The organism is Citrobacter sp. RHB20-C16, assembly GCF_013890155.1.
Lineage (GTDB): Bacteria > Pseudomonadota > Gammaproteobacteria > Enterobacterales > Enterobacteriaceae > Citrobacter_A > Citrobacter_A amalonaticus.
In genome coordinates this window covers 347,984-369,921 of sequence record NZ_CP057630.1, presented here as the reverse complement: position 1 = coordinate 369,921, position 21,938 = coordinate 347,984, and the positions used below count along the sequence as shown (strand labels likewise).

Here is a 21,938-nt window from a genome sequence, read left to right as displayed (position 1 = left end):
CATAGTATCTGTATACAGAACAATAGTTCTATATACAGAACAAACTACCTCTACTATTAAGGGATGCGCTAATGAGCATTGAACTCGATAAACCAACTACGCGAGGGCGCTGGCTGCACATCATTCCAGCCACCATCCTCGTTTATATCGTGGCTTACATGGACAGGACGAACATCGCAATTGGGATTGCGGGAGGAATGGACGAAGACCTGGGGATGACCGCCTCGTTTGCCGGTCTGGTCGCCGGTATTTTCTTTATTGGTTATATCTTTTTGCAAATTCCCGGCGGTCAAATTGCGGAACGATACAGTGCCAAGAAATTAATCGCCTGGACCATCGTCGCATGGGGCGGGTTCGCGCTGCTGACAGGCTTCGTCCAGACTCCAACCCAATTACTGATTATCCGCTTTGTCCTTGGCGTCGCTGAGGGTGCGGTCTATCCCGCTATTCTGGCGCTGATCGGTCACTGGTTCCCTAATGAAGAACGCGCAAGAGCGATTGCCTATTTCCAGATGAACCTTGCCGTGGCCTCAATCATCACCGGGCCGCTTTCCGGCTGGCTGATCGAAACCTATGGCTGGCGAGAAATGTTCATCATCGAAGGCTTACTTTCTCTCGGCCTGCTGTTCGTCTGGCTGCCTTTGGTTTCTGACCATCCTCATCAGGCCAAATGGCTGGATCCTAAAGAGCGCGCCTGGATCGAACAGAAACTGCAGGCCGATCGCGCACTGACGATCGCCGGTGAGACAAGCAGCATTCGCAATGTTCTGAGCAGCATTAACTTATGGAAACTGATCGGTATCTATTTCTTCGTGCAGGTTGGTTTCTACGGCTTCGCCCTCTGGATGCCAAACCTGATTAAACACCTGACCGGCAGCGGAATGACTATCGTCGGCTTACTGACTGCGGCACCGTACATTTTGTGCATCGTCGGTCAGTACTACATTGCCAAATGGTGCGACAAAACCATGAATCGCCGCCTCTATACGGCAATTCCGTTGCTGGGCTTTGCCGCCTGTCTCGCACTCTCCCTGCTGTTGAAAGATAACATCTGGCTGGCGTACGGCATGATGGTCATCTGCGGCTTCTTCCTGCAGGCCTATGCGGGACCGTTCTGGACATTACCGCCATTACTCTTCTCTCCCAACGTGCTGGGCGGCGTACGCGGCACCATCAACGCATTAGGCAACATTGGCGGTTTTATTGGTCCTTATCTGGTGGGCCTGTTAACCGTCACATTCTCACAAACCGCAGGGATGACGGTGCTGGTTGCCGCACTCCTCATCGCCGTCGCGCTGCTGTTCAGTTTACCTTCGGTTACTGCCCGTCCTGCAGGCAGTAGCAACCCTCATCATGCATCGGCGCCTGAGACGTCGCTCAAACAAGAAGGAATCGCCAAATGAGTCAGAAATGCCAACACGCCCGTGACCTGTGGTCACAACTGGACGCCCTGCGTCTGGGGATGAATTACACCAAAGAAGATGTCAATAAACTGCAGGTTCTGGTGGATGATTGCTATGGCGAAAGTCATCCCGGTAGCTTTCATCTTAATCATCTGGGCGATGAAGCCGTCTTAGGCATTCACGAAAGCGGCGGTCGTGCCGTTCGTCACCACGTGACCGATATTTGTGATGGCTGGGGTCAGGGTCATGACGGGATGAACTATATCTTAGCCTCCCGTGAGGCTATCGCGAACATGGTCGAAATTCATGCTTCCGTCGTACCATACGATGCCGGTATCTTGATCTCCAGTTGTGATAAATCGATCCCGGCGCATCTGATCGCCGCTGCGCGCCTGAATCTTCCGATGCTGCATATCCCCGGCGGCTCAATGCGTCCGGCACCGAATATGAGCACGTCCGATCTCGGTGGTATTACCGCCAAACTCAAGAAAGGCGAGATAGGCATCCAGCAGGTGGAAGCCATGCAGCAGTGCGGTTGCCCGACAGCAGGCGCGTGCCAGTTTATGGGCACCGCCAGCACGATGCAGTGCATGTCTGAAGCGCTCGGTCTTGCCTTACCGGGAAGCGCATTGCTGCCCTCGACACTGGCGGAAATTCGCCGCATCGCGCGAAACGCCGGTCATCAGGCGTTATACCTGGCAGAGAAAAATATCACGACGCATAAAATCCTCACGCCTGCCGCCTTTGAAAACGCCATTAAGGTCCATGCCGCCATCGGTGGCAGCACCAACGCCATGATCCATCTCCCGGCGATAGCCCATGAACTGGGTTGGGAACTGAAACCTGAGTTGTTTGACCAGATAAACAATGAGATCCCTTACCTCACCAACATTCAACCCAGCGGTCAGTATGTGACTGAAATGATGTGGTTCGCGGGCGGCGTGCCGATGGTGCAATGGTATCTTCGCGACTATCTGGATCTGGATGTCCTGACGGTGACTGGCCGGACGCTGGGGGAAAACCTGGAAATGCTCCATCAGTCCGGTTTCTTTACCCGCAACCACGGTTATCTGAGTAATTATCGGGTCAGCCCGGAAGAGGTGATTCGTAAGCCGGAAAACGCCACCAAGAAAGGGTCGATTGCCGTGTTAAAAGGCAATATCGCACCAGAAGGCGCAGTCATTAAATATGCCGCCTGCGCGCCAGAGATGCACCACCATACCGGCCCTGCGCGCGTTTTCAATTCGGAAGAGGATGCCCAACAAGCCATTATTCATAACCACATCGAACCGGGTGATGTCATTTTTATCCGTTATGAAGGGGCTAAAGGTTCGGGAGCACCGGAGATGCTCATGACCACAGACGCGATTGTTTACGACAAACGTCTTGATGGCAAAGTCGCCCTGATTACCGATGGTCGTTTCTCCGGCGCAACCAGCGGCCCTTGCGTCGGCCATGTTTCACCGGAAGCCGCCGATGGCGGTCCCATTGCGCTTGTCGAAGACGGCGACCTCATCGAAATGGACGTCAAGGGGCGCAAGCTCAACATTGTGGGTATTCACGGTGAGTACAAAACAGAAGAAGAAATTCAGCACTGTCTTGAACGCCGTCGGACAAACTGGACAAAACCGGATTATTCAAATCGACGCGGCGTCTTTAAGCAATTTACGACCAACGCAACCTCATTAATGGCGGGAGCCTGGATTAAATAACGTCCCTGGTGGGCGGCATTATCGCCAGCCCACCTGCTTTTAAGGATAAAATCATTATGCAAACTGAAAAATTCAACGGTGTCTTTCCGCCTGTTCCGACCATTGTTAATGCCCAGGGGAAATTAGATAAGAAAGGGATGGCGACCTTACTTGACCATCTTATTGCGAACGAGGTTAATGGCGTATTATTACTTGGCAGCGGCGGTGAGTTCTGCCATATGACAAAAGAGCAGCGTCTGGAAGCCGCTGAGTTTTGCGTTCAACATATCAATCATCGAATTCCGGTGTTATTAGGGATCAGCAGTACCAGCACGCAAGACGTCATTGATTACGGTCGGCATGCTGACAGTCTGGAAGTCGATGCCGTACTGGTCCTCAATCCTTATTATGCACGACTGACCGATGAGTATATTTATCACCATTTCAAAAATGTCGCCGAAAGTATCAACACGCCGGTTATCCTCTATAACTTTCCAGCGCTTACCGGCCAGGATCTCAGCATTGATTTAATTACCCGGCTGGCACATGACATTCCCAATATCATTGGCATAAAAGATACCGTGGATAACATTAGCCATATTCGCGAAATCATCAATACCGTACGACCGATTCGCCCTGATTTTGTTATTTTCTCTGGTTACGATGAATATATGATGGACACGTTGATCCTGGGAGGAAATGGCGGGATCCCTGCAACTGCTAACTTTGCTCCGCAGTTAACCTGTGGAATTTATCGTGCCTGGCGCGAAAAAGAATATGAGACCTTGTTTCGCCTGCAACGTCGACTGTCTGCGTTATCAACTATTTACAGTCTGGATACGCCTTTCTTCGGGATTATCAAAAAAGCCATTCAACTCAGTGGCATTGATATCTCGGTTGAGGTCATGCCGCCAGTGCAACCGGCAAGTGAGGCACATATCACCAGCCTGAAAAAGGTTCTACAGCGTGCCGGGTTGTAACTCTCATCAGCGGGCTTAGCGCCCGCCTTTTCATTTAGCAGCGAAAAGACTAGCGCAACATCGACGACAGGCGACGACTGGCATCCATCATCTGCATGGCAAGCGTTTCTCGTTTGTCATCCGGGATCTGGAACGCGACGCCTGACACACTCAAGGCCGCCACCACCTTCCCTTCGGCATTAAATATGGGCACCGCGATACAACGGACGCCTAAAGAATCTTCTTCGTTATCATAGCCCCAACCGCGCTGACGGATCCCGGCTAATTCCTGCTTGAGGATATCCACATCGGTAATCGTCGTTTCGGTATAGCGCGTCAGAACCTGATCGGGCGGCAACAACTCATCCAGCTCTTCCGAATTAAGCCAGGCAATCAGCACTTTCCCCAGACCAGAACTGTGCAGCGAAAGGCGCTTGCCCTCCCAACTACGGATCACAATTGCCTGTGGGCTTTCCAGCTTGAGAAGATAAATAGGAGAGTCGCCTTCAAGTACGCCAAGATGACAGGTTAAACCCGTCGCATTACGAATTTCTTCCAGTATGGGCAGCGCTATTTTTTTAATATCGTACTGTTCAGCGGCTTTATTGCCTAATTCGTAGAGCCGTAACCCAAGATAATATTTGTCTTTTTCCTGACGCAATAAGCCATGCGCAACCATGCCCGTCAGTAAAGAGGAGGTACTGCTTTTTGCGATTCCTGAATTTTGATGAATTTGCGTGAACGTCGCGCCATCGCATTCCATCAGATAAGCGAAGACGCGCATAATTTTGTCGAGGGCAGGAATCGATGTTGTGATTTTTTTCATATACTTATCAATTAATTATAATTAATTCCTCGGACACTATACACCAGCAGACGGTTATTATTCCATATCAATGCGCAATCACCGCGCACAAAAAAAGAGCCCGAAGGCTCCTTTTTTAACATGACGACTTACAACCGTACCGGATCAATATGCCAGATGTGGTCAGCATACTCCTGGATGGTCCTGTCAGAGGAGAAGTAGCCCATGTTGGCGATATTGAGCATCGCTTTGGCGGTCCACTCTTCCGGACGTCCGTACAGGTCGTCCACCTTGTCCTGACAATCGACATAGCTGCGGTAGTCCGCCAGTACCTGATAGTGATCGCCGAAGTTGATCAGCGAATCCACCAGATCACGATAACGCCCAGGTTCTTCCGGGCTGAACATGCCGCTGCCGATTTGGGTCAGCACCTGATGCAGTTCCTCATCTTTATCGTAATATTCACGCGGTTTATAGCCCTGCCTGCGCAGTTCTTCGACCTCTTCTGCCGTGTTACCAAAGATAAAGATGTTCTCTTCGCCAACGTGTTCCAGCATCTCCACGTTCGCCCCGTCCAGCGTACCAATAGTCAACGCGCCGTTGAGTGCGAACTTCATGTTGCTGGTGCCGGAGGCTTCGGTCCCCGCCAGCGAAATCTGCTCAGACAGATCTGCCGCCGGAATGATCAGCTGTGCCAGGCTCACGCTGTAGTTGGGGATAAACACCACTTTCAGCTTATCGCCAATCTGCGGATCGTTATTGATGACTTTCGCGACGTCATTAATCAGGTGAATGATGTGCTTCGCCATGTAATAGGCCGACGCAGCCTTACCGGCAAAAATATTCACCCGCGGCACCCACTGCGCATCAGGATCGGCCTTAATGCGGTTGTAGCGCGTAATCACGTGCAGCACATTCATTAACTGACGCTTGTACTCATGAATGCGCTTGATCTGGACATCAAACAGCGATCTCGGATTCACCACCACGTTGAGTTGCTGCGCAATGTAGTTTGCCAGCCGCTTTTTGTTTTCCAGCTTCGCCTGACGCACCGCATGATTGACCAGCGGGAAATCACAGTGCTGTTCAAGTTCATGCAGTTGGCTCAGATCGGTACGCCATGTACGGCCAATGTTCTCGTCCAGAACGCCGGAAAGCGACGGGTTTGCCAACGCCAACCAGCGGCGCGGCGTCACACCATTCGTCACGTTGCAAAAACGGGTCGGGAAAATGGTCGCAAAATCCGCGAACAGCGACTGCACCATCAGGTTAGAGTGCAATTCGGAAACGCCATTCACCTTATGACTCACCACCACCGCCAGCCACGCCATACGTACGCGGCGACCGTTGGACTCGTCAATGATCGACGCGCGTCCCAGCAGACCGGTATCGTTCGGATACTGCTCCTGCAACGTTTTCAGGAAGTAGTCGTTAATTTCAAAGATGATCTGCAGATGGCGCGGCAGGATTTTGCCCAGCATATCCACCGGCCAGGTTTCCAGTGCTTCGCTCATCAGCGTGTGGTTGGTGTAGGAAAAAACCTGGCAGCACACTTCAAACGCATCGTCCCAGGTGAACTGATGTTCATCAATCAGCAGACGCATGAGTTCCGGGATCGACAGCACCGGGTGCGTGTCATTCAGGTGAATGGCAATCTTATCCGCGAGGTTGTCGTAGGTTTTGTGCAACTGATAGTGACGGCTCAGGATATCCTGCACCGTTGCCGAGACCAGGAAATACTCCTGACGCAGACGCAGTTCGCGTCCGGAATAGGTGGAGTCATCCGGATACAGCACGCGCGACACGTTCTCGGAGTGGTTTTTATCTTCCACGGCGGCGAAGTAATCGCCCTGGTTGAATTTACCGAGGTTAATTTCGCTACTGGCCTGCGCATTCCACAGACGCAGCGTGTTGGTGGCGTCAGTGTCATAACCGGGGATAATCTGGTCGTAGGCGACCGCGAGGATCTCTTCGGTTTCAAGCCAGCGTGTTTTCTTGCCTTCCTGCTGAATACGTCCGCCAAAGCGAACTTTGTACCGCGTGTTATGGCGTTTGAATTCCCACGGGTTACCATATTCCAGCCAGTAATCAGGAGACTCTTTCTGTCGCCCATCGACGATGTTCTGCTTGAACATCCCGTAGTCGTAGCGGATACCATAGCCACGCCCCGGCAGCCCTAAGGTTGCCAGCGAATCCAGGAAACAGGCAGCCAGCCGCCCGAGACCGCCGTTACCGAGACCCGGGTCGTTTTCTTCATCGATGAGTTCTTCAAGATCTAATCCCATCGCTTCCAGCGCGCCCTGGACATCGTCATAAATCCCCAACGATAACAGCGCATTGGAAAGGGTACGTCCAATCAGAAATTCCATCGACAGGTAATAAACCTGGCGGGTTTCCTGGGACAGTTGGGCTCGGTTAGAACGCAGCCAGCGCTCCACAAGACGATCGCGCACCGCAAACAGCGTCGCGTTCAGCCATTCATGCTTATTGGCAATAACCGGGTCTTTACCAATCGTGAACATCAGCTTGTAAGCGATAGAGTGCTTAAGCGCTTCTACGCTCAGCGTCGGCGATGCATAGGTAAATGGAGCATTCATAATGATGATTCCTGAATATCTATTTCAAGCGATAGTAAAGCTCGCGGTATGACTTCGCCGCGACTTGCCAGCTAAAATCCATCGCCATCGCTTGCCGTTGCACAAACCGCCAGAGCGAAGGTCGAGACCACAGCACGAAAGCGCGCCGGATAGCCCGTAGCAGGGACCAGGCGTTGCTGTCCTCAAACACAAACCCGCTGGCGATGCCATCGGCAAGGTTTTCCAGCGAGCTGTCGGACACCGTATCTGCCAGTCCACCGGTACGCCGTACCAGCGGCAACGTACCGTACTTCAGCCCGTAGAGTTGCGTTAAGCCGCACGGCTCAAAGCGGCTCGGCACCAGAATGACGTCCGCGCCGCCCATGATGCGGTGCGAAAACGCTTCGTGATAGCCAATCTGCACACCGACCTGACCGGGATATTCGGCAGCGGCGGCAAGGAAACCTTCCTGCAACACCGGATCGCCCGCCCCCAGCAGTGCCAGTTGTCCGCCCTGCTCCAGCAGGCCCGGCAACGCCTCCAGCACCAGGTCCAGCCCCTTCTGGCTGGTCAGGCGACTGACGACGGCAAACAGCGGAACCTTGTCATTGACCTTGAGTCCCATTGCTATCTGCAACTGGCGTTTGTTTTCCGCCTTCTCTTCCAGCGAATCCCGCGTATAGCGCGACGCCAGCAAGAGATCCGTCTCTGGACTCCAGATTTTCTCATCCACCCCGTTCAGAACGCCAGAAAGCCGCCCTTCACGATGGCGCTGTTGCAGCAACCCTTCCATACCGTAGGCAAACTGCGGCTCGGTGATCTCCCGCGCATAGGTCGGGCTGACCGCCGTGATGTGGTCGGCGTAGTACAGACCGGCCTTCAGGAATGAAATCTGACCGTTAAACTCCAGCCCATGCATGTTAAAGAACGACCATGGCAGTTGGATGTCATTCATATGCTGTGCATAAAACATGCCCTGATACGCCAGGTTGTGCACGGTAAACACCGATTTCGCCGGACGTCCGCGCGCGGCCAGATACGCAGGCGCCAGGCCAGCATGCCAGTCGTGCGCATGCACCACGTCCGGGCGCCAGAATGGATCAAGCCCACAGGCCATTTCACATCCTACCCATCCCAGCAGCGCAAAACGCAGTACGTTATCGGTGTAGGCAAACAGGTTCGTATCGTGATACGGACTCCCCGGACGATCGTAAAGATGCGGGGCATCAATCAGGTAAATCCCCACACCGTTGTAATGACCAAACAGCAGACTAATCCTGCCCGCGAATGTGTCGCGACGGCTGACTACTTGCGCATCCGTGATGCCCCGACGAATGTCGGGAAACGCGGGCAGCAAAACGCGGGCATCAACACCATCCGCGATTTGCGCCGCCGGCAACGCGCCAATCACATCTGCCAGACCACCTGTTTTCAACAGGGGAAACATCTCCGAACATACATGTAAAACCTGCATTCTCACTCCTGTTTGACCTGCAGTTTGCGCAGCATTTCGCGCGTCACCAGCACAATGCCTTCCTCGGAGCGGTAGAAGCGACGGGCATCTTCTTCCGCATTTTCGCCAATCACCATGCCTTCAGGGATAACGCAGGCGCGATCGATAATGCAGCGACGCAGGCGGCATGAGCGTCCTACCCAGACTTCGGGTAGCAACACTGCCGAATCAATATTACAGAATGAATTCACCCGCACGCGCGGGAACAGAACGGACTGCACTACGACGGAACCGGAAATAATACAGCCGCCCGAAACCAGTGAGTTCAGCGTCATGCCGTGGCTTCCCGAGCGGTCCTGCACAAATTTCGCCGGCGGTAGCGATTCCATGTGGGTGCGAATCGGCCAGTTCTGATCGTACATATCCAGTTCCGGGGTCACGGATGCCAGATCGAGGTTTGCTTTCCAGTAGGCTTCCAGCGTTCCGACGTCACGCCAGTACGGCTCGGACTCAGGATCCGACTGAACGCAGGACAACGGGAAAGGATGTGCATAAGCCATGCCAGCTTTGGTGACTGTCGGAATAATATCTTTGCCGAAGTCATGGCTTGAGCCTTCGTCGCTGTCATCCTTTTCCAGCAACTCATAAAGGTAATCAGCATCAAAAATGTAGATCCCCATGCTGGCGAGCGATTTCGTGGCATCGCCTGGCATGGCGGGTGGGTTCGCCGGTTTTTCCACGAACTCAATAATCTTATCGTTTTCATCGACCGCCATTACGCCGAACGCGCTGGCCTCTTCGATCGGCACCGGCATACAGGCGACGGTGCAGCGCGCGCCTTTCTCGACGTGGTCGATCAGCATGCGAGAGTAATCTTGCTTATAGATATGGTCACCCGCCAGGATCACCACATATTCCGCCTTATAGCGACGGATGATATCCAGGTTCTGCGTCACCGCATCTGCCGTGCCGCGATACCAGTTTTCGCCCTGCATTCTTTGTTGAGCAGGCAGCAAATCGACAAACTCATTCATCTCCTCGCTGAAGAACGACCAACCACGCTGAATATGCTGTACCAGAGTGTGAGATTGATATTGCGTGATGACGCCAATACGGCGGATCCCGGAGTTAAGACAGTTGGATAACGCAAAATCAATAATGCGAAACTTACCACCAAAGTGAACGGCCGGTTTTGCACGTTTGTTGGTTAAATCTTTCAGACGAGTGCCACGTCCGCCCGCCAGAATCAGGGCAACCGATTTCAACGGCAACTGGCGCGCCAACATTAAACGATCATTCTTCTCTAAACTCACCATGACTAACTCCTTTTTGATCATCTCTGGAACACACACAGTCCGTGCGCAGGTCCCGGCCAGACAGCCGTAATTACCGGATTATCCTCTCCGGCAAACGGGGGAACAGCGCGCCATTCCCCTTCAGGTAAAACAATTTCAGCAGTATCAAGCGCAGCATTGATGGCAATAAGAAAACGATCCGACAGCAGGATTTGCATCTGCATTGGCCCGTTTTGCCATTCATCCGCACTCAGTGGTTGCGCGTAGCGATTAAGCCAGCGCACGTTGCCATCTCCCTCTTCCCACCAGTAGTCTCCCACCAGCGCCGGGATTTGCTGGCGCAGTTTGATTAATGCGGCGGTAAAATCGATTAATCCCCCGCTCGCCTGCGACCAGTCCAGCCAGGTCAACGCATTGTCCTGGCAATAGGCGTTGTTGTTGCCATGCTGACTGTGTCCGTGTTCATCACCGGCCAGCAACATGGGCGTTCCCTGAGAAAGTAAAAGCGTCGTCAGCAACGCATGAATGCTGTCGCGGCGACGTTCGACGATCTCCAGAGTGCCGCCTAATCCTTCTTTACCATGATTATTGCTATGGTTATTGTCGGTTCCGTCCCGATTTTCCTCTCCGTTTGCCTCATTGTGTTTCTGATTGAAACAAACGCAGTCTCTGAGCGTAAAACCGTCATGCGCGGTGACCAGATTGACGGAAGCGGAAGGTTTGCGTCCATCGCGCTTAAACACGTCGCTGGAGGCCGCAAAACGCCCGGCAAACTCGCCGAGCGACACATTGCGCTGTAGCCAGAAGCGGCGTGACGCATCGCGAAAATGATCGTTCCACTCCGCGAACGGCGCAGGGAAATTCCCCACCTGATACCCACCGGCCCCGATATCCCAGGGTTCAGCGATAAGCTTAACGCCGGACAGCACCGGGCACTGTTTGATGGCGGTAAACAATGGTGCATCCTGGCTAAACGCCGGCGTACGCCCCATCACCGATGCCAGATCAAAACGAAAACCATCGACATGGCAGGTTTCAACCCAGTAACGCAGGCATTCAAGGGCATACTCCACCACGCAAGGATGGCTGAGATTGAGCGTGTTACCGCAACCGGTCCAGTTGTGATAATCACCATCCTCTCTGATCCAATAATAGCTACGGTTGTCGATTCCGCGCAGGGAGATGAGCGGCCCGTCCCGATCCAGCTCAGCGCTGTGGTTGAGTACAATGTCGAGAATGACCTCAATGCCGGCTTTGTGCAGCGCCTTAACAGCATCGCGAAATTCATCCAGTGCCGTCTCTGGCGAGCAGGCATAGGCTGGATGCAGCGCAAACAGCGCGACGGGGTTGTAGCCCCAATAGTTCGACAACCCCAGCCGTTGTAAACGCGGTTCACTGGCGAAATGCGCCACGGGTAACAATTCCAGCGCGGTAATCCCCAAATGCTTCAGATAATCGATCATCACCGGATGACCAAGCGCGTGGTACGTGCCGCGAATCTCTGCCGGGATTTGCGGATGCAGGTAGGTTAAACCTTTGACATGTGCCTCATAGATGACGGTATTGCCCCACGGCGTGCGCGGCGGGGCATCGTCTTCCCAGTCATAGCGATCGACGGTCACCACGCACTTCGGCGCAATGGCGACGTTATCGCGATGATCCGGCTGGTCATAACCCGCATGCATCAGCGGGTCATCTTTCAGGTCGCCCTCTACGCGACGCGCGCAGGGATCAATCAGCAGCTTAGCCGGATTAAACCAGTGACCCTGCGCTGGCTGCCACGGCCCATGCACGCGGTAGCCATAACGCAGACCGGGACGGGCGTCGGCCAGATAGCCGTGCCAGACACCTCCGGTGCGCGCTGGCAGGTCGTAGCGCTGCTCATTGCCCGACGCGTCAAACACACACAGCTCAACGCGCTCGGCATGGGCGGAAAAGAGCGTGAAATTCACGCCATGTCCGTCATACGTTGCGCCATGCGGTGTGGCGTTACCGGCAACCAGTTGCGTCATTCCGCCTCCCGAACCAGCCAGATTGTCGACAGCGGCGGCAGCGTCAGACTCAGGGATTGCGGGCGTCCGTGGCTGGAAATCTCATCGGTATGGACCGCCCCGCCGTTCCCGGCATTGCTGCCGTGGTAGTGCATCGAGTCAGTATTGAGAATTTCGCGCCATTTACCCGGCTGATTGACGCCAAAGCGGTAATCGTGACGCGGCACCGGCGTGAAGTTGCTGGCGACGATAATTTCGTTCCCGACCTTATCGCGACGGACAAAAATCAGTACTGAACGTTCTTTATCATCGACAACCAGCCATTCGAAGCCGTAAGGGTCAAAGTCGAGCTCATGTAACGCTTTGTGGTGACGATAGGTCAGGTTGAGGTCGCGCACCAGACGCTGCACACCGTGGTGCCAGTTGTCGCCGCCTTCCAGCAAATGCCAGTCAAGGCTGGCGTCATGGTTCCACTCGCGCCCCTGAGCGAATTCGTTGCCCATAAACAGCAGTTTTTTACCCGGGAAGGCCCACATCCAGCCATAGTAAGCGCGCAGGTTGGCAAATTTCTGCCACGCGTCGCCCGGCATGCGGTCGAGAATCGATTTCTTACCGTGGACCACTTCGTCATGCGACAACGGCAGAACGAAGTTTTCGGTATAGTTGTAGAGCATGCCGAAGGTCAGCTTATCGTGATGATATTGACGATAAACCGGATCCAGCTTCATGTAATCGAGGGTGTCGTGCATCCAGCCAAGGTTCCACTTGTACCAGAAACCCAGACCGCCCATATCCTGCGGTCGGGAGACGCCCGCGAAATCCGTCGACTCTTCCGCCATGCTCACCGCCCCCGGCACCTGCTCACCGAGAATGCGGTTGGTATTGCGTAAAAACTCAATCGCTTCCAGGTTTTCGCGGCCGCCGAATTCATTCGGGATCCACTCGCCCTCTTTGCGACTGTAATCGCGATAAATCATCGACGCCACGGCATCCACGCGCAGGGCGTCAATACCAAAGCGTTCAATCCAGTACAGGGCGTTGCCTACCAGATAGTTACTGACTTCACGACGACCGTAGTTGTAGATCAGCGTGTTCCAGTCCTGGTGATACCCTTCGCGCGGGTCGCTATGCTCGTACAGTTTGGTGCCATCGAACTCCGCGAGAGCAAAATCATCCGACGGAAAATGGCCCGGCACCCAGTCAAGGATGACGTTCAAGCCCGCCTGATGCGCGGCGTTCACGAAATAACGAAAATCATCGCGCGTGCCAAAACGACGCGTTGGCGCATAAAGTCCCGTTGGCTGATAACCCCAACTGCCGTCAAACGGATGCTCATTCACCGGCAGCAGTTCGAGATGGGTAAAGCCCATCCATTTCACGTACGGGATGAGCTGGTCAGCCAGCTCGCGATAGCTCAGCCAGAAGTTGTTGTCGGTATGGCGACGCCATGAACCCAGATGGACTTCATAGATGGAGATTGGCGCGTCAAACTGGTTCGCTTTTTTGCGCGCCTCGGTCTGTTCCACTTTTTCGGGCAGACCGCAAATGAGCGAGGCCGTTTCCGGACGCATCTGTGCTTCAAAGGCGTAAGGGTCGGCTTTCACCCGCAGATTACCGTTAGCGTCGATCATCTCATATTTGTAGAGCTGACCATGCTGTGCGCCGGGGATAAACAGTTCCCAGATGCCGCTTTCTTTGCGCAGACGCATCGGGTGACGGCGACCATCCCAGAAGTTAAATTGTCCGACTACGGAAACGCGGCGCGCATTCGGCGCCCAGACGGAGAAACGGGTACCCGTGACGCCATCCATGGTGTCCGCATGCGCCCCCAGCGTTTCATACGGACGCAAATGGGTGCCTTCCGACAGCAGCCAGGCATCCATATCCTGAATAAGAGGACCAAAACGGTAGGGATCATCAATCAGATTTTGCTGGCCGTGCCAGACAACAGCGAGCTGGTAGCGAAAAGGATTTTTACGACGAGGTAATACACCGCTGAAAAAACCGCGTGAGTCGAGGCAGTCCAGTTTGCCGACTTTGCGCCCGGTTTTAGGTTCGATCACCCACACTTCAGTGGCGTCAGGTAAAAGCGCGCGGACTTCGAGTCCGGCTGAGGTCTGGTGCATACCGAGTACGGAAAAAGGATCCGCAAAATGGCCTGCGATTAGCGCATTAATCACGTCTCTATCGATACGATCGGACATGGTTTTCATCCTGTTTTTTGGTGTCACTCCTCCAACTGATTTTCGACATCAGTCAGCGACACTTTTTTTTGACCTGAACGGTGCAGCACAATTGTGCATCCTCTCTGCCCCGTCCTACCTTCAGGTAAAGCCCTGATACTGAGATCAGGACCCCCTTAAAGAATAGCCAACACTTTCATTAACTCCTGCATAAAGACTATACATTTGCGTTTACTCCTTTTTTACGCATAAAAAGGGGTGACTCAGCACCCCTTGTAAACCAACGCGATTACGCCAGATGGCGCAACATACGTCGCAACGGCTCTGCAGCCCCCCAGAGCAACTGGTCGCCTACCGTAAAGGCTGACAGGAACTCCGGTCCCATGTTCAGCTTACGCAGACGGCCAACTGGCGTGGTCAACGTGCCGGTAACGGCCGCTGGGGTTAACTCACGCATGGTGATATCCCGATCGTTTGGCACCACTTTCGCCCACGGATTGTGAGCCGCCAGCAGTTCTTCCACGGTCGGAATGGAAACGTCTTTTTTCAGTTTGATAGTGAACGCCTGGCTGTGGCAACGCAGCGCGCCAACGCGCACGCACAGGCCATCGACCGGAATGACGGATGAGGTATCAAGGATTTTGTTAGTTTCCGCCTGGCCTTTCCACTCTTCGCGACTCTGGCCGTTATCAAGCTGTTTGTCGATCCACGGAATCAGGCTACCTGCCAGCGGGACGCCAAAGTTATCTACCGGCAGTTCGCCGCTACGAGTCAGTTGGGTAACTTTGCGTTCGATATCGAGAATAGCGGAGGAAGGCGTTGCCAGTTCATCAGCGACGTAGTTATGCAACTGGCCCATCTGGTTGAGCAATTCGCGCATATGACGCGCGCCGCCGCCGGAGGCCGCCTGGTAGGTCGCGACCGACACCCAGTCCACCAGGTCATGGGCAAACAGACCGCCCAACGACATCAGCATCAGGCTAACGGTACAGTTACCGCCGACGAAGGTTTTAATCCCGTTGTTCAGGCCCCGGGTGATGACATCCTGGTTAACCGGGTCGAGGATAATGATAGCGTCATCTTTCATGCGCAGCGAAGAGGCCGCGTCAATCCAGTAACCCTGCCATCCGCTTTCACGAAGCTTTGGATAGATTTCGTTGGTATAATCGCCGCCCTGACAGGTCACAATGATATCGAGCGCTTTCAGCGCGTCCAGATCGAAAGCGTCCTGAAGTGTGCCGGTCGAGGTACCGCCGAACGTCGGCGCGGCCTGCCCAAGCTGAGAAGTTGAAAAGAAAACAGGGCGAATGGCGTCGAAGTCGCGCTCTTCAACCATGCGTTGCATGAGAACAGAGCCGACCATACCGCGCCAGCCGATAAAACCAACATTTTTCATAGCGTTTTTTCCTGCAAAGATGTGTGCTGTGTATGCTGACCAGTGTCCTACTGGCTCATCCTTCACCATACAAAAAGCAGCCAAAGTCGCAAGTGAATTTAATCAATGATAGCGATGCCATCAGAAATGCGACTTATCCCGCTGCTTAAGCGAGCAGAAAGTCCGAGGCAATTATCAGGGAATTTGAGTTATGAATGAAATCATTTCTGCAGCCGTTTTATTGATCCTGATTATGGATCCGCTCGGTAATTTGCCCATTTTCATGTCCGTACTGAAACATACCGAACCGAAGCGGCGTCGGGCAATCATGGTGCGCGAGCTGTTCATTGCGCTGTTACTGATGCTGATTTTCCTTTTCGCGGGCGAGAAAATTCTCGCATTCCTGAATTTGCGAGCCGAAACGGTTTCAATATCCGGGGGCATTATTCTGTTCCTGATTGCCATCAAGATGATCTTCCCCAGTGCCACCGGAAACAGCGCAGGCCTTCCGGCAGGCGAAGAGCCCTTTATTGTCCCGCTGGCGATCCCGTTAGTTGCCGGCCCAACGATTCTGGCCACGTTGATGTTGTTATCGCATCAGTATCCTAATCAAATGGGGCATCTGGTGATTGCCTTGCTGCTGGCCTGGGGCGGTACGTTTGTGATTCTGCTGCAGTCGTCGCTGTTTCTGCGTCTGCTGGGTGAGAAAGGGGTAAATGCGCTGGAACGCCTGATGGGATTGATTCTGGTGATGATGGCGACCCAGATGTTCCTGGACGGCATCCGGATGTGGATGAAGGGATAAAACAATAGGGCCGGGCGATTGCCCGGCCTACCTTTTTTCAACTGAGCAGTGAAAACGCCACCATACCCACAATCGCACCCACGGTGCCGAGGATGGTTTCCATCATTGTCCAGGTCTTCAGCGTTTGTGCTTCTGTCGCACCGGTGAATTTCCCGAACAGCCAGAAACCGGCATCGTTCACGTGGCTGACGACGATCGACCCCCCCGCGATACAGATAGACAGTGCCGCCATCTGCGCCCCGGAGAAATTCAGTTGTTCAATTACTGGCATCACCAGTCCCACCGCCGTTAAGCAGGCTACGGTCGCGGAGCCCTGAATGATACGCACCGCTGCCGCCAGCACGAAGCAGGTAATGGCAATCGGCAAGCCCATCCCGGTCAGCGCTTCACCCAGCGCCGGCCCCACGCCAGAATCCACCAGCACCTGCTTGAAGACACCGCCAGCACCAATCACCAACAGGATGATACCCGCCGGTTGCAGCGCGTGACCGCAAATCTCCATGACCTTATCTTTCGGCATCCCCTGACGCATCGCCAGGCCGTAAATCGCCACCAGACAAGCCACCAGAATCGCGGTGAACGGGTGACCGACAAATTCAAACCACTGGTAAGCCGTAGAACCGACCGGCACAAAACGTGCGGCGATGGTTTTCAGTCCCACCAGCACCAGCGGCAACAAGATCAACGACAGACTGAAGCCAAAGGACGGCATTTTGCCCTCGCCCAGATGCGGTTCGGTAATATCGTCTGGAATATTCAGCTCAACGTAGCGGCTGATAAAGTTGCCCCACAGCGGCCCGGCGATAATCATCCCTGGAATGGCGGCACACAGACCAATCAGAATCATCCAGCCAAAGTCGGCGTGCATCTGAGAAGCGAGCAGCATCGGCGCAGGTCCCGGCAGCAGAAATGCGGCGGCCGCCGCCACGCCCGCAAACAGCGGGATCACCAGCTTCACCAGGTTTGTACCGGTATGACGCGCCATCGAGAACGCGACGCTTATCAGCAGAACAATGGCCACTTCAAAGAACAGCGGCAGCGCGCAAATCAGTCCCGCCAGCCCAATCGCATAATGCGCGCGACTGTGGCCGAAGGATTTCAGCATTTTGACCGCAATCTGATCGACTGCGCCCGTTTCATGCAAAATCTTGCCAAACATGGCCCCCAAAGCGACCACAATCGCCAGGAAGCCCAGCGTACCTCCCATCCCTTTTTCCATTGTCGCCGCGATTTTATCGAGCGGCATACCGGAAAAGAGACCTGCACCAATAGACACCACCATCAAAGCAACGAAGGCGTGCATACGCGCCTTCATCACTAAAAACAACAGCAGCAGAACGGAGCCTACTGCTGTTAAAACAAGCGTTAATGTACTCAAAACTTACTGCCTTTTATTAATGACCTCGATGGTGCTGGCAACAACACCTTCCAGTGGCTGATCGATATCCACCACCAGTACGTCGCTTTCGTCTGCACCCGGTTCTTGCAGGGTTTCAAACTGCGTCACCAGCATCTGGGTTTTGAAGAAATGGCCTTTACGCGCCTTCAGACGGCTTTCGATCACGTCGAAATCGCCTTTCAGGTAGATGAAAGAAAGGTTCGGGTTACCGTCACGCAGCAGATCACGGTAATGTTTTTTCAGTGCGGAACAGACGATCAGCGAAACCTTATTGGTACGCTGCATCGCAAACGCGGCGTCATTCAGCGCCTGCAACCACGGCTTACGGTCGTCATCATTGAGCGGCTCACCGGAGGCCATTTTCTCAATGTTGCGACGCGGATGGAGAAAATCGCCATCAAGAAACGCGGCATGCAGTTGATGCGCCACTTCGCTGGCGACAGCGGATTTACCGCTGCCCGATACGCCCATCAGAACGTAAATGTGGTGATCATGATTAGTCGTGCTCAAAGTGGTGCCCCCACAGTACAAGGATCAGGAATTGTTACGGGTAACTGTTATCGGTAACATTGTCCAACCTGACTAAAACAGAAGCAATATCCAAACGTGCGAGAAGTGAATAAGTGTGAGCTACTTCAAATTTGTCGGGTTAAATAGATCCACCCGGTGACAAGGTGAAACCTAAATCTAACATTTTTGGCGTGACGCTCTCCCCACGAATACGCGCCAGTAGACGCTCTGCGCCAATGCTGCCCATACGCTCACGCGGCGTCAGCACGCTGGCCAGACGCGGTTCCATCACCTGACCGATATCATGGCCGTGAAAACCAGCGATCGCCATGTCATCCGGGATCCTCAACCCTAAACGCTGGCATTCAAAGGCCGCGCCCACCGCCAGGTCATCGTTAGTACAGAAGATACCGTCCAGTTGCGGGTATTCACGACGCGCCTGACGGATAAGCTCAATCCCCGAAGAGTAAGAAGAAGACTGCTCCACCATCACACTGTAGGGCAACAGACCGGCATCCAGCATTGCCTGTTCGTAACCCTTCTGTTTGATGATAGTACGTTCGTCAAGACGTGCCCCCAGATAGGCGATATGACGATGCCCGCGTGCAATAATCGCGGCGGTCATTTGACGCGCGGCTTCAAAGTTGTCAAAACCGACTGCGATATCGAGGCAGGGCGACTGACTGTCCATCAGTTCAACCACCGGAATCCCCGCCACTTCGATCATTTTCAACGTGCGCGGCGTGTGGGTACGTTCAGTCAGGATCAGACCATCGATGTTCCAGGAGAGCATCGACTCCAGACGCTCCTGTTCCATCTCCGGCTTATAACCGTAGTGCGCCAGCATGGTTTGATAACCATGCGCATCCGTCACGGTCTCAATACCGCGTAAAACTTCGGCAAAAACCTGGTTGGTTAACGACGGCAGCAGTACGCCAATGGCCCGACTAGTGGCGTTGGAGAGGATATCAGGTGCGCGATTGGGAATATAACCCAGTTCATCAAGTGCAGCAGCGATCTTGCCCCGCAATGCAACGGAGACTTGCTCCGGATTACGCAAAAAACGGCTGACCGTCATTTTGGTCACACCAACACGGTCAGCTACATCCTGAAGTACGGGTCTTTTCTTCTTCATCGTCCTGAGAAATCGTAAGTGAGAGATTTGCTCAGTTTATCACGGACAAAGCACAACCTTCCCCGTTTAAAGGGAAGGTTGCGTAATTATTTATACAGGCGGCAGATCAAACAGCAGGATTTCACTATCGCTGTCAGCATGAATTGACAGCGCCTGCTCATCCCAAATCGCCAGACCGTCGCTGGTGGTGGCTTTCGTGCCGTTAATGCTCACCTCGCCTTTTACCACCTGGATCCAGACGCGACGTTCAGCAGCAATCTGGTGTACTGACTGCTCACCTTTCACCAGCGCCCAGCGATACAGTTCCATATCCTGGTACACTTTCAACGAGCCGTCGCGAGCGTCCGGTGACAACACCAGTTGTTTACCCTGTGCGGCGTCGAAGCGGCGCTGCTCGTAACGCGGCGTGATGCCGGTTTTTTCCGGAATGATCCAGATCTGATACAGACGCAGACGATCCGTTTTGCTCGGGTTGTACTCAGAGTGCCGGATCCCGGTCCCCGCGCTCATAATCTGGAATTCACCTGCCGGCACCTGCTCTTTATTGCCCATGCTGTCCTGGTGTTCTACTGCGCCTTCCAGCACGTAGGTCAGAATTTCCATGTCTTTATGCGGGTGGGTACCGAAACCCTGACCGGCGTCAATCACGTCGTCGTTAATCACGCGCAGTGCCGAGAAGCCCATAAAGTTGGGATCGTAGTAGTCAGCAAAAGAAAAAGTATGCCAGGAATCCAGCCAGCCATGATTCGCGTGGCCACGGTCGTTTGCTTTGCGTAAGTAGATCATTGTGTTCACCCCCAGATGTTTTCGATGGAGTAAGTGTGGACCGAATCCATCATCAATCATAGAGGGTGAAAATTGACTCCTCTGTTCAAAAATTATGAACAAGTACAGAGGAGTCAGTCTGGCTTATCGGGCAAGGGTAATCGTGGCCGGTGAAGCCTGTTCGAATGCCCGTTCGAGGAGTTCAAGGTTGGTCAGAACGTCAGATTCCTTGACGTAATTTGGCGCGCCCGTGGTGAGAGTGTCATACAGCACATCATAGACACGCCCGTAGTCGCCCGTTTCCGGTTTGATCTCTTCTTTCACCGTCACCCCTTCGTCGTTAACGTACTCCAGCACGCCAACGGAATCGTCTGCCGCAAAGCCTGGCTCACCCGGCATGATGTTGGCCTTCAGGCTGGTTTCCTGCTGGTCAATACCGTATTTGATAAACGACCCCTTGGTGCCATGCACGATAAACTTCGGATAGTCGATTTTCACCAGATGGCTGGTTTTGACGATGGCCTTTAAATCGCCGTAAAACAGTTGCGCTTCAAAGGTGTCGTCCGGATTGGCCTTATTGCGCAGGCTGCGGATATCGTACGCCACGTGGTCCGGACGACCGAACAGCGAGATGACCTGATCCATCGTGTGTACGCCCAGGCCATAAAACGCGCCATCCTGCGGTAAACCTGGTTGGGTTTCCGCGACCGGGCGGTAGTAATCAAAGTGGCTTTCCAGTTCCACAATCTTACCCAGCTTACCGCTTTCAATCGCCTTTTTGGCGGTCAGGAAACAGGAGTCAAAGCGACGGTTTTGATACGGCGTCACCGTCAACCCTTTGCTCTGCGCCAGTTCAAACAGCACCTTCGCTTCAATCATTGTCGGGGTGAAGGGTTTCTCAACCAGCACGTTCTTCCCGGCCTCCAGCGCCCGTTTCGCGTAGTCAAAGTGGCTGTCGGCGTGGGTACAGATGATAACCAGCTTGACCTGCGGATCATCGAAAATTTCTTTGAGATCGCTGGTGAAGTGGATGTGTGAGTAAATCGGCGCCTGCTCTTCCGGCTTCGCACGACGGCGAAAGATATGGGCCACATGCCAGGTATCTTTACGGTGAAGGACATACGGGAGATGGTAGCGAGTCGCGCTCTTGCCGAACCCGATAAATGCGCAATGTAACGTCATGGTGGCGTCCTTTTTGGAAAAAAAGATGCATACACCATAGCGCAAAGCACAGAGAGACTAAATGCGGAACCTCTCCTGAGGACGCGCTGGCGCACCTGGAAACGGATTGCTCGCGCCTCGGGCGTGAGTGGCGCAGGCAGATTATTCACGGCCTGCGCACAGCAGCCGGAGCGTACTTAATGTACGTGAGGAGCTCAGGCACTTCCCCGGGACAAAATAACAAGTCAGCCAGGCTGAAAAAAAACCAAAAAAAAGCCAGCACCCGGCTGGCTAAAATAATACTGGAAGCAATGTGAGCAATGTCGTGCTTTCAGGTTCTCCGCAAGGGTCTTCCTGAACGCAGAGCAATAATAATCATTCTCATTCGCAGTTGTCCAGCGATTTCTTCAAAAAAATGCAGTTGACGACATT

General features: G+C 53.7%; 16 protein-coding genes. 4 read left to right on the top strand and 12 right to left on the bottom strand.

The window, feature by feature from the left end:
- Positions 1 to 71 precede the first annotated feature (71 nt).
- The 3 genes from HVX64_RS01695 to HVX64_RS01685 are packed head-to-tail and all read left to right on the top strand — an operon-like array spanning position 72 to position 4,074.
- Positions 72 to 1,403 (top strand): MFS transporter, encoded by a 1,332-nt coding sequence (locus tag HVX64_RS01695; RefSeq protein WP_044253536.1) that lies wholly within the window; start codon positions 72 to 74, stop codon positions 1,401 to 1,403.
- On the top strand, positions 1,400 to 3,115 hold the full coding sequence (locus HVX64_RS01690) for a dihydroxy-acid dehydratase (RefSeq protein ID WP_044253539.1): 1,716 nt from the start codon (positions 1,400 to 1,402) through the stop codon (positions 3,113 to 3,115). The genes HVX64_RS01695 and HVX64_RS01690 overlap by 4 nt, the downstream gene beginning before the upstream one ends.
- Positions 3,116 to 3,168: 53 nt before the next feature.
- Positions 3,169 to 4,074, top strand: a complete 906-nt coding sequence (locus HVX64_RS01685; protein WP_044253801.1) for a dihydrodipicolinate synthase family protein — start codon at positions 3,169 to 3,171, stop codon at positions 4,072 to 4,074.
- A gap of 49 nt (positions 4,075 to 4,123) precedes the next feature.
- On the opposite strand, the gene HVX64_RS01680 is transcribed toward HVX64_RS01685, so the two are convergent.
- From HVX64_RS01680 to asd, 7 genes are all read right to left on the bottom strand, one after another.
- Complete coding sequence (locus HVX64_RS01680; RefSeq protein WP_044253542.1) at positions 4,124 to 4,879, bottom strand: IclR family transcriptional regulator; 756 nt, start codon at positions 4,877 to 4,879, stop codon at positions 4,124 to 4,126.
- A gap of 128 nt (positions 4,880 to 5,007) precedes the next feature.
- Positions 5,008 to 7,455, bottom strand: coding sequence for a glycogen phosphorylase (gene glgP, locus HVX64_RS01675; protein ID WP_044253546.1), 2,448 nt, complete (start codon positions 7,453 to 7,455; stop codon positions 5,008 to 5,010).
- A 19-nt stretch (positions 7,456 to 7,474) separates the two neighbouring features.
- The gene (gene glgA / locus HVX64_RS01670; RefSeq protein WP_042322968.1) at positions 7,475 to 8,908 is read right to left on the bottom strand and encodes a glycogen synthase GlgA; all 1,434 of its coding nucleotides are present in this window, start codon (positions 8,906 to 8,908) and stop codon (positions 7,475 to 7,477) included.
- 2 nt (positions 8,909 to 8,910) lie between these two features.
- Positions 8,911 to 10,203 carry a glucose-1-phosphate adenylyltransferase gene (gene glgC / locus HVX64_RS01665; RefSeq protein ID WP_042998455.1) on the bottom strand — a complete coding sequence of 431 codons (1,293 nt, stop codon included), beginning with the start codon at positions 10,201 to 10,203 and terminating at the stop codon, positions 8,911 to 8,913.
- Positions 10,204 to 10,220: 17 nt separating this feature from the next.
- Positions 10,221 to 12,194 carry a glycogen debranching protein GlgX gene (glgX, locus tag HVX64_RS01660; RefSeq protein ID WP_044253549.1) on the bottom strand — a complete coding sequence of 658 codons (1,974 nt, stop codon included), beginning with the start codon at positions 12,192 to 12,194 and terminating at the stop codon, positions 10,221 to 10,223.
- Positions 12,191 to 14,377 carry a 1,4-alpha-glucan branching enzyme gene (gene glgB, locus HVX64_RS01655; protein ID WP_042998457.1) on the bottom strand — a complete coding sequence of 729 codons (2,187 nt, stop codon included), beginning with the start codon at positions 14,375 to 14,377 and terminating at the stop codon, positions 12,191 to 12,193. Before glgB ends, glgX begins: the two co-directional genes overlap by 4 nt.
- A 268-nt stretch (positions 14,378 to 14,645) precedes the next feature.
- A complete protein-coding gene (gene asd / locus HVX64_RS01650; protein WP_042998458.1) occupies positions 14,646 to 15,752 on the bottom strand; it encodes an aspartate-semialdehyde dehydrogenase in 1,107 nt (368 codons plus the stop codon).
- Positions 15,753 to 15,942: 190 nt separating this feature from the next.
- On the opposite strand from asd, the gene yhgN reads away from it, so the two are divergent.
- Positions 15,943 to 16,536: an NAAT family transporter YhgN gene (gene yhgN / locus HVX64_RS01645; RefSeq protein WP_042998459.1), complete on the top strand. Its 594-nt coding sequence runs from the start codon at positions 15,943 to 15,945 to the stop codon at positions 16,534 to 16,536.
- Between the two features lie 37 nt (positions 16,537 to 16,573).
- Here yhgN and gntU read toward each other — a convergent pair whose 3' ends face one another.
- The 5 genes from gntU to HVX64_RS01620 form a co-directional block, all read right to left on the bottom strand.
- Positions 16,574 to 17,914, bottom strand: coding sequence for a gluconate transporter (gene gntU / locus HVX64_RS01640; RefSeq protein WP_042998460.1), 1,341 nt, complete (start codon positions 17,912 to 17,914; stop codon positions 16,574 to 16,576).
- A 3-nt stretch (positions 17,915 to 17,917) separates the two neighbouring features.
- On the bottom strand, positions 17,918 to 18,445 hold the full coding sequence (gene gntK / locus HVX64_RS01635) for a gluconokinase (RefSeq protein WP_042998461.1): 528 nt from the start codon (positions 18,443 to 18,445) through the stop codon (positions 17,918 to 17,920).
- A gap of 139 nt (positions 18,446 to 18,584) precedes the next feature.
- Positions 18,585 to 19,580, bottom strand: a complete 996-nt coding sequence (gene gntR, locus HVX64_RS01630) for a gluconate operon transcriptional repressor GntR (RefSeq protein ID WP_042998462.1) — start codon at positions 19,578 to 19,580, stop codon at positions 18,585 to 18,587.
- A 90-nt stretch (positions 19,581 to 19,670) separates the two neighbouring features.
- Complete coding sequence (locus tag HVX64_RS01625) at positions 19,671 to 20,366, bottom strand: pirin family protein (protein WP_044253806.1); 696 nt, start codon at positions 20,364 to 20,366, stop codon at positions 19,671 to 19,673.
- Between the two features lie 123 nt (positions 20,367 to 20,489).
- The gene (locus HVX64_RS01620) at positions 20,490 to 21,527 is read right to left on the bottom strand and encodes an oxidoreductase (RefSeq protein ID WP_044253552.1); all 1,038 of its coding nucleotides are present in this window, start codon (positions 21,525 to 21,527) and stop codon (positions 20,490 to 20,492) included.
- Between the last annotated feature and the right edge of the window lie 411 nt (positions 21,528 to 21,938).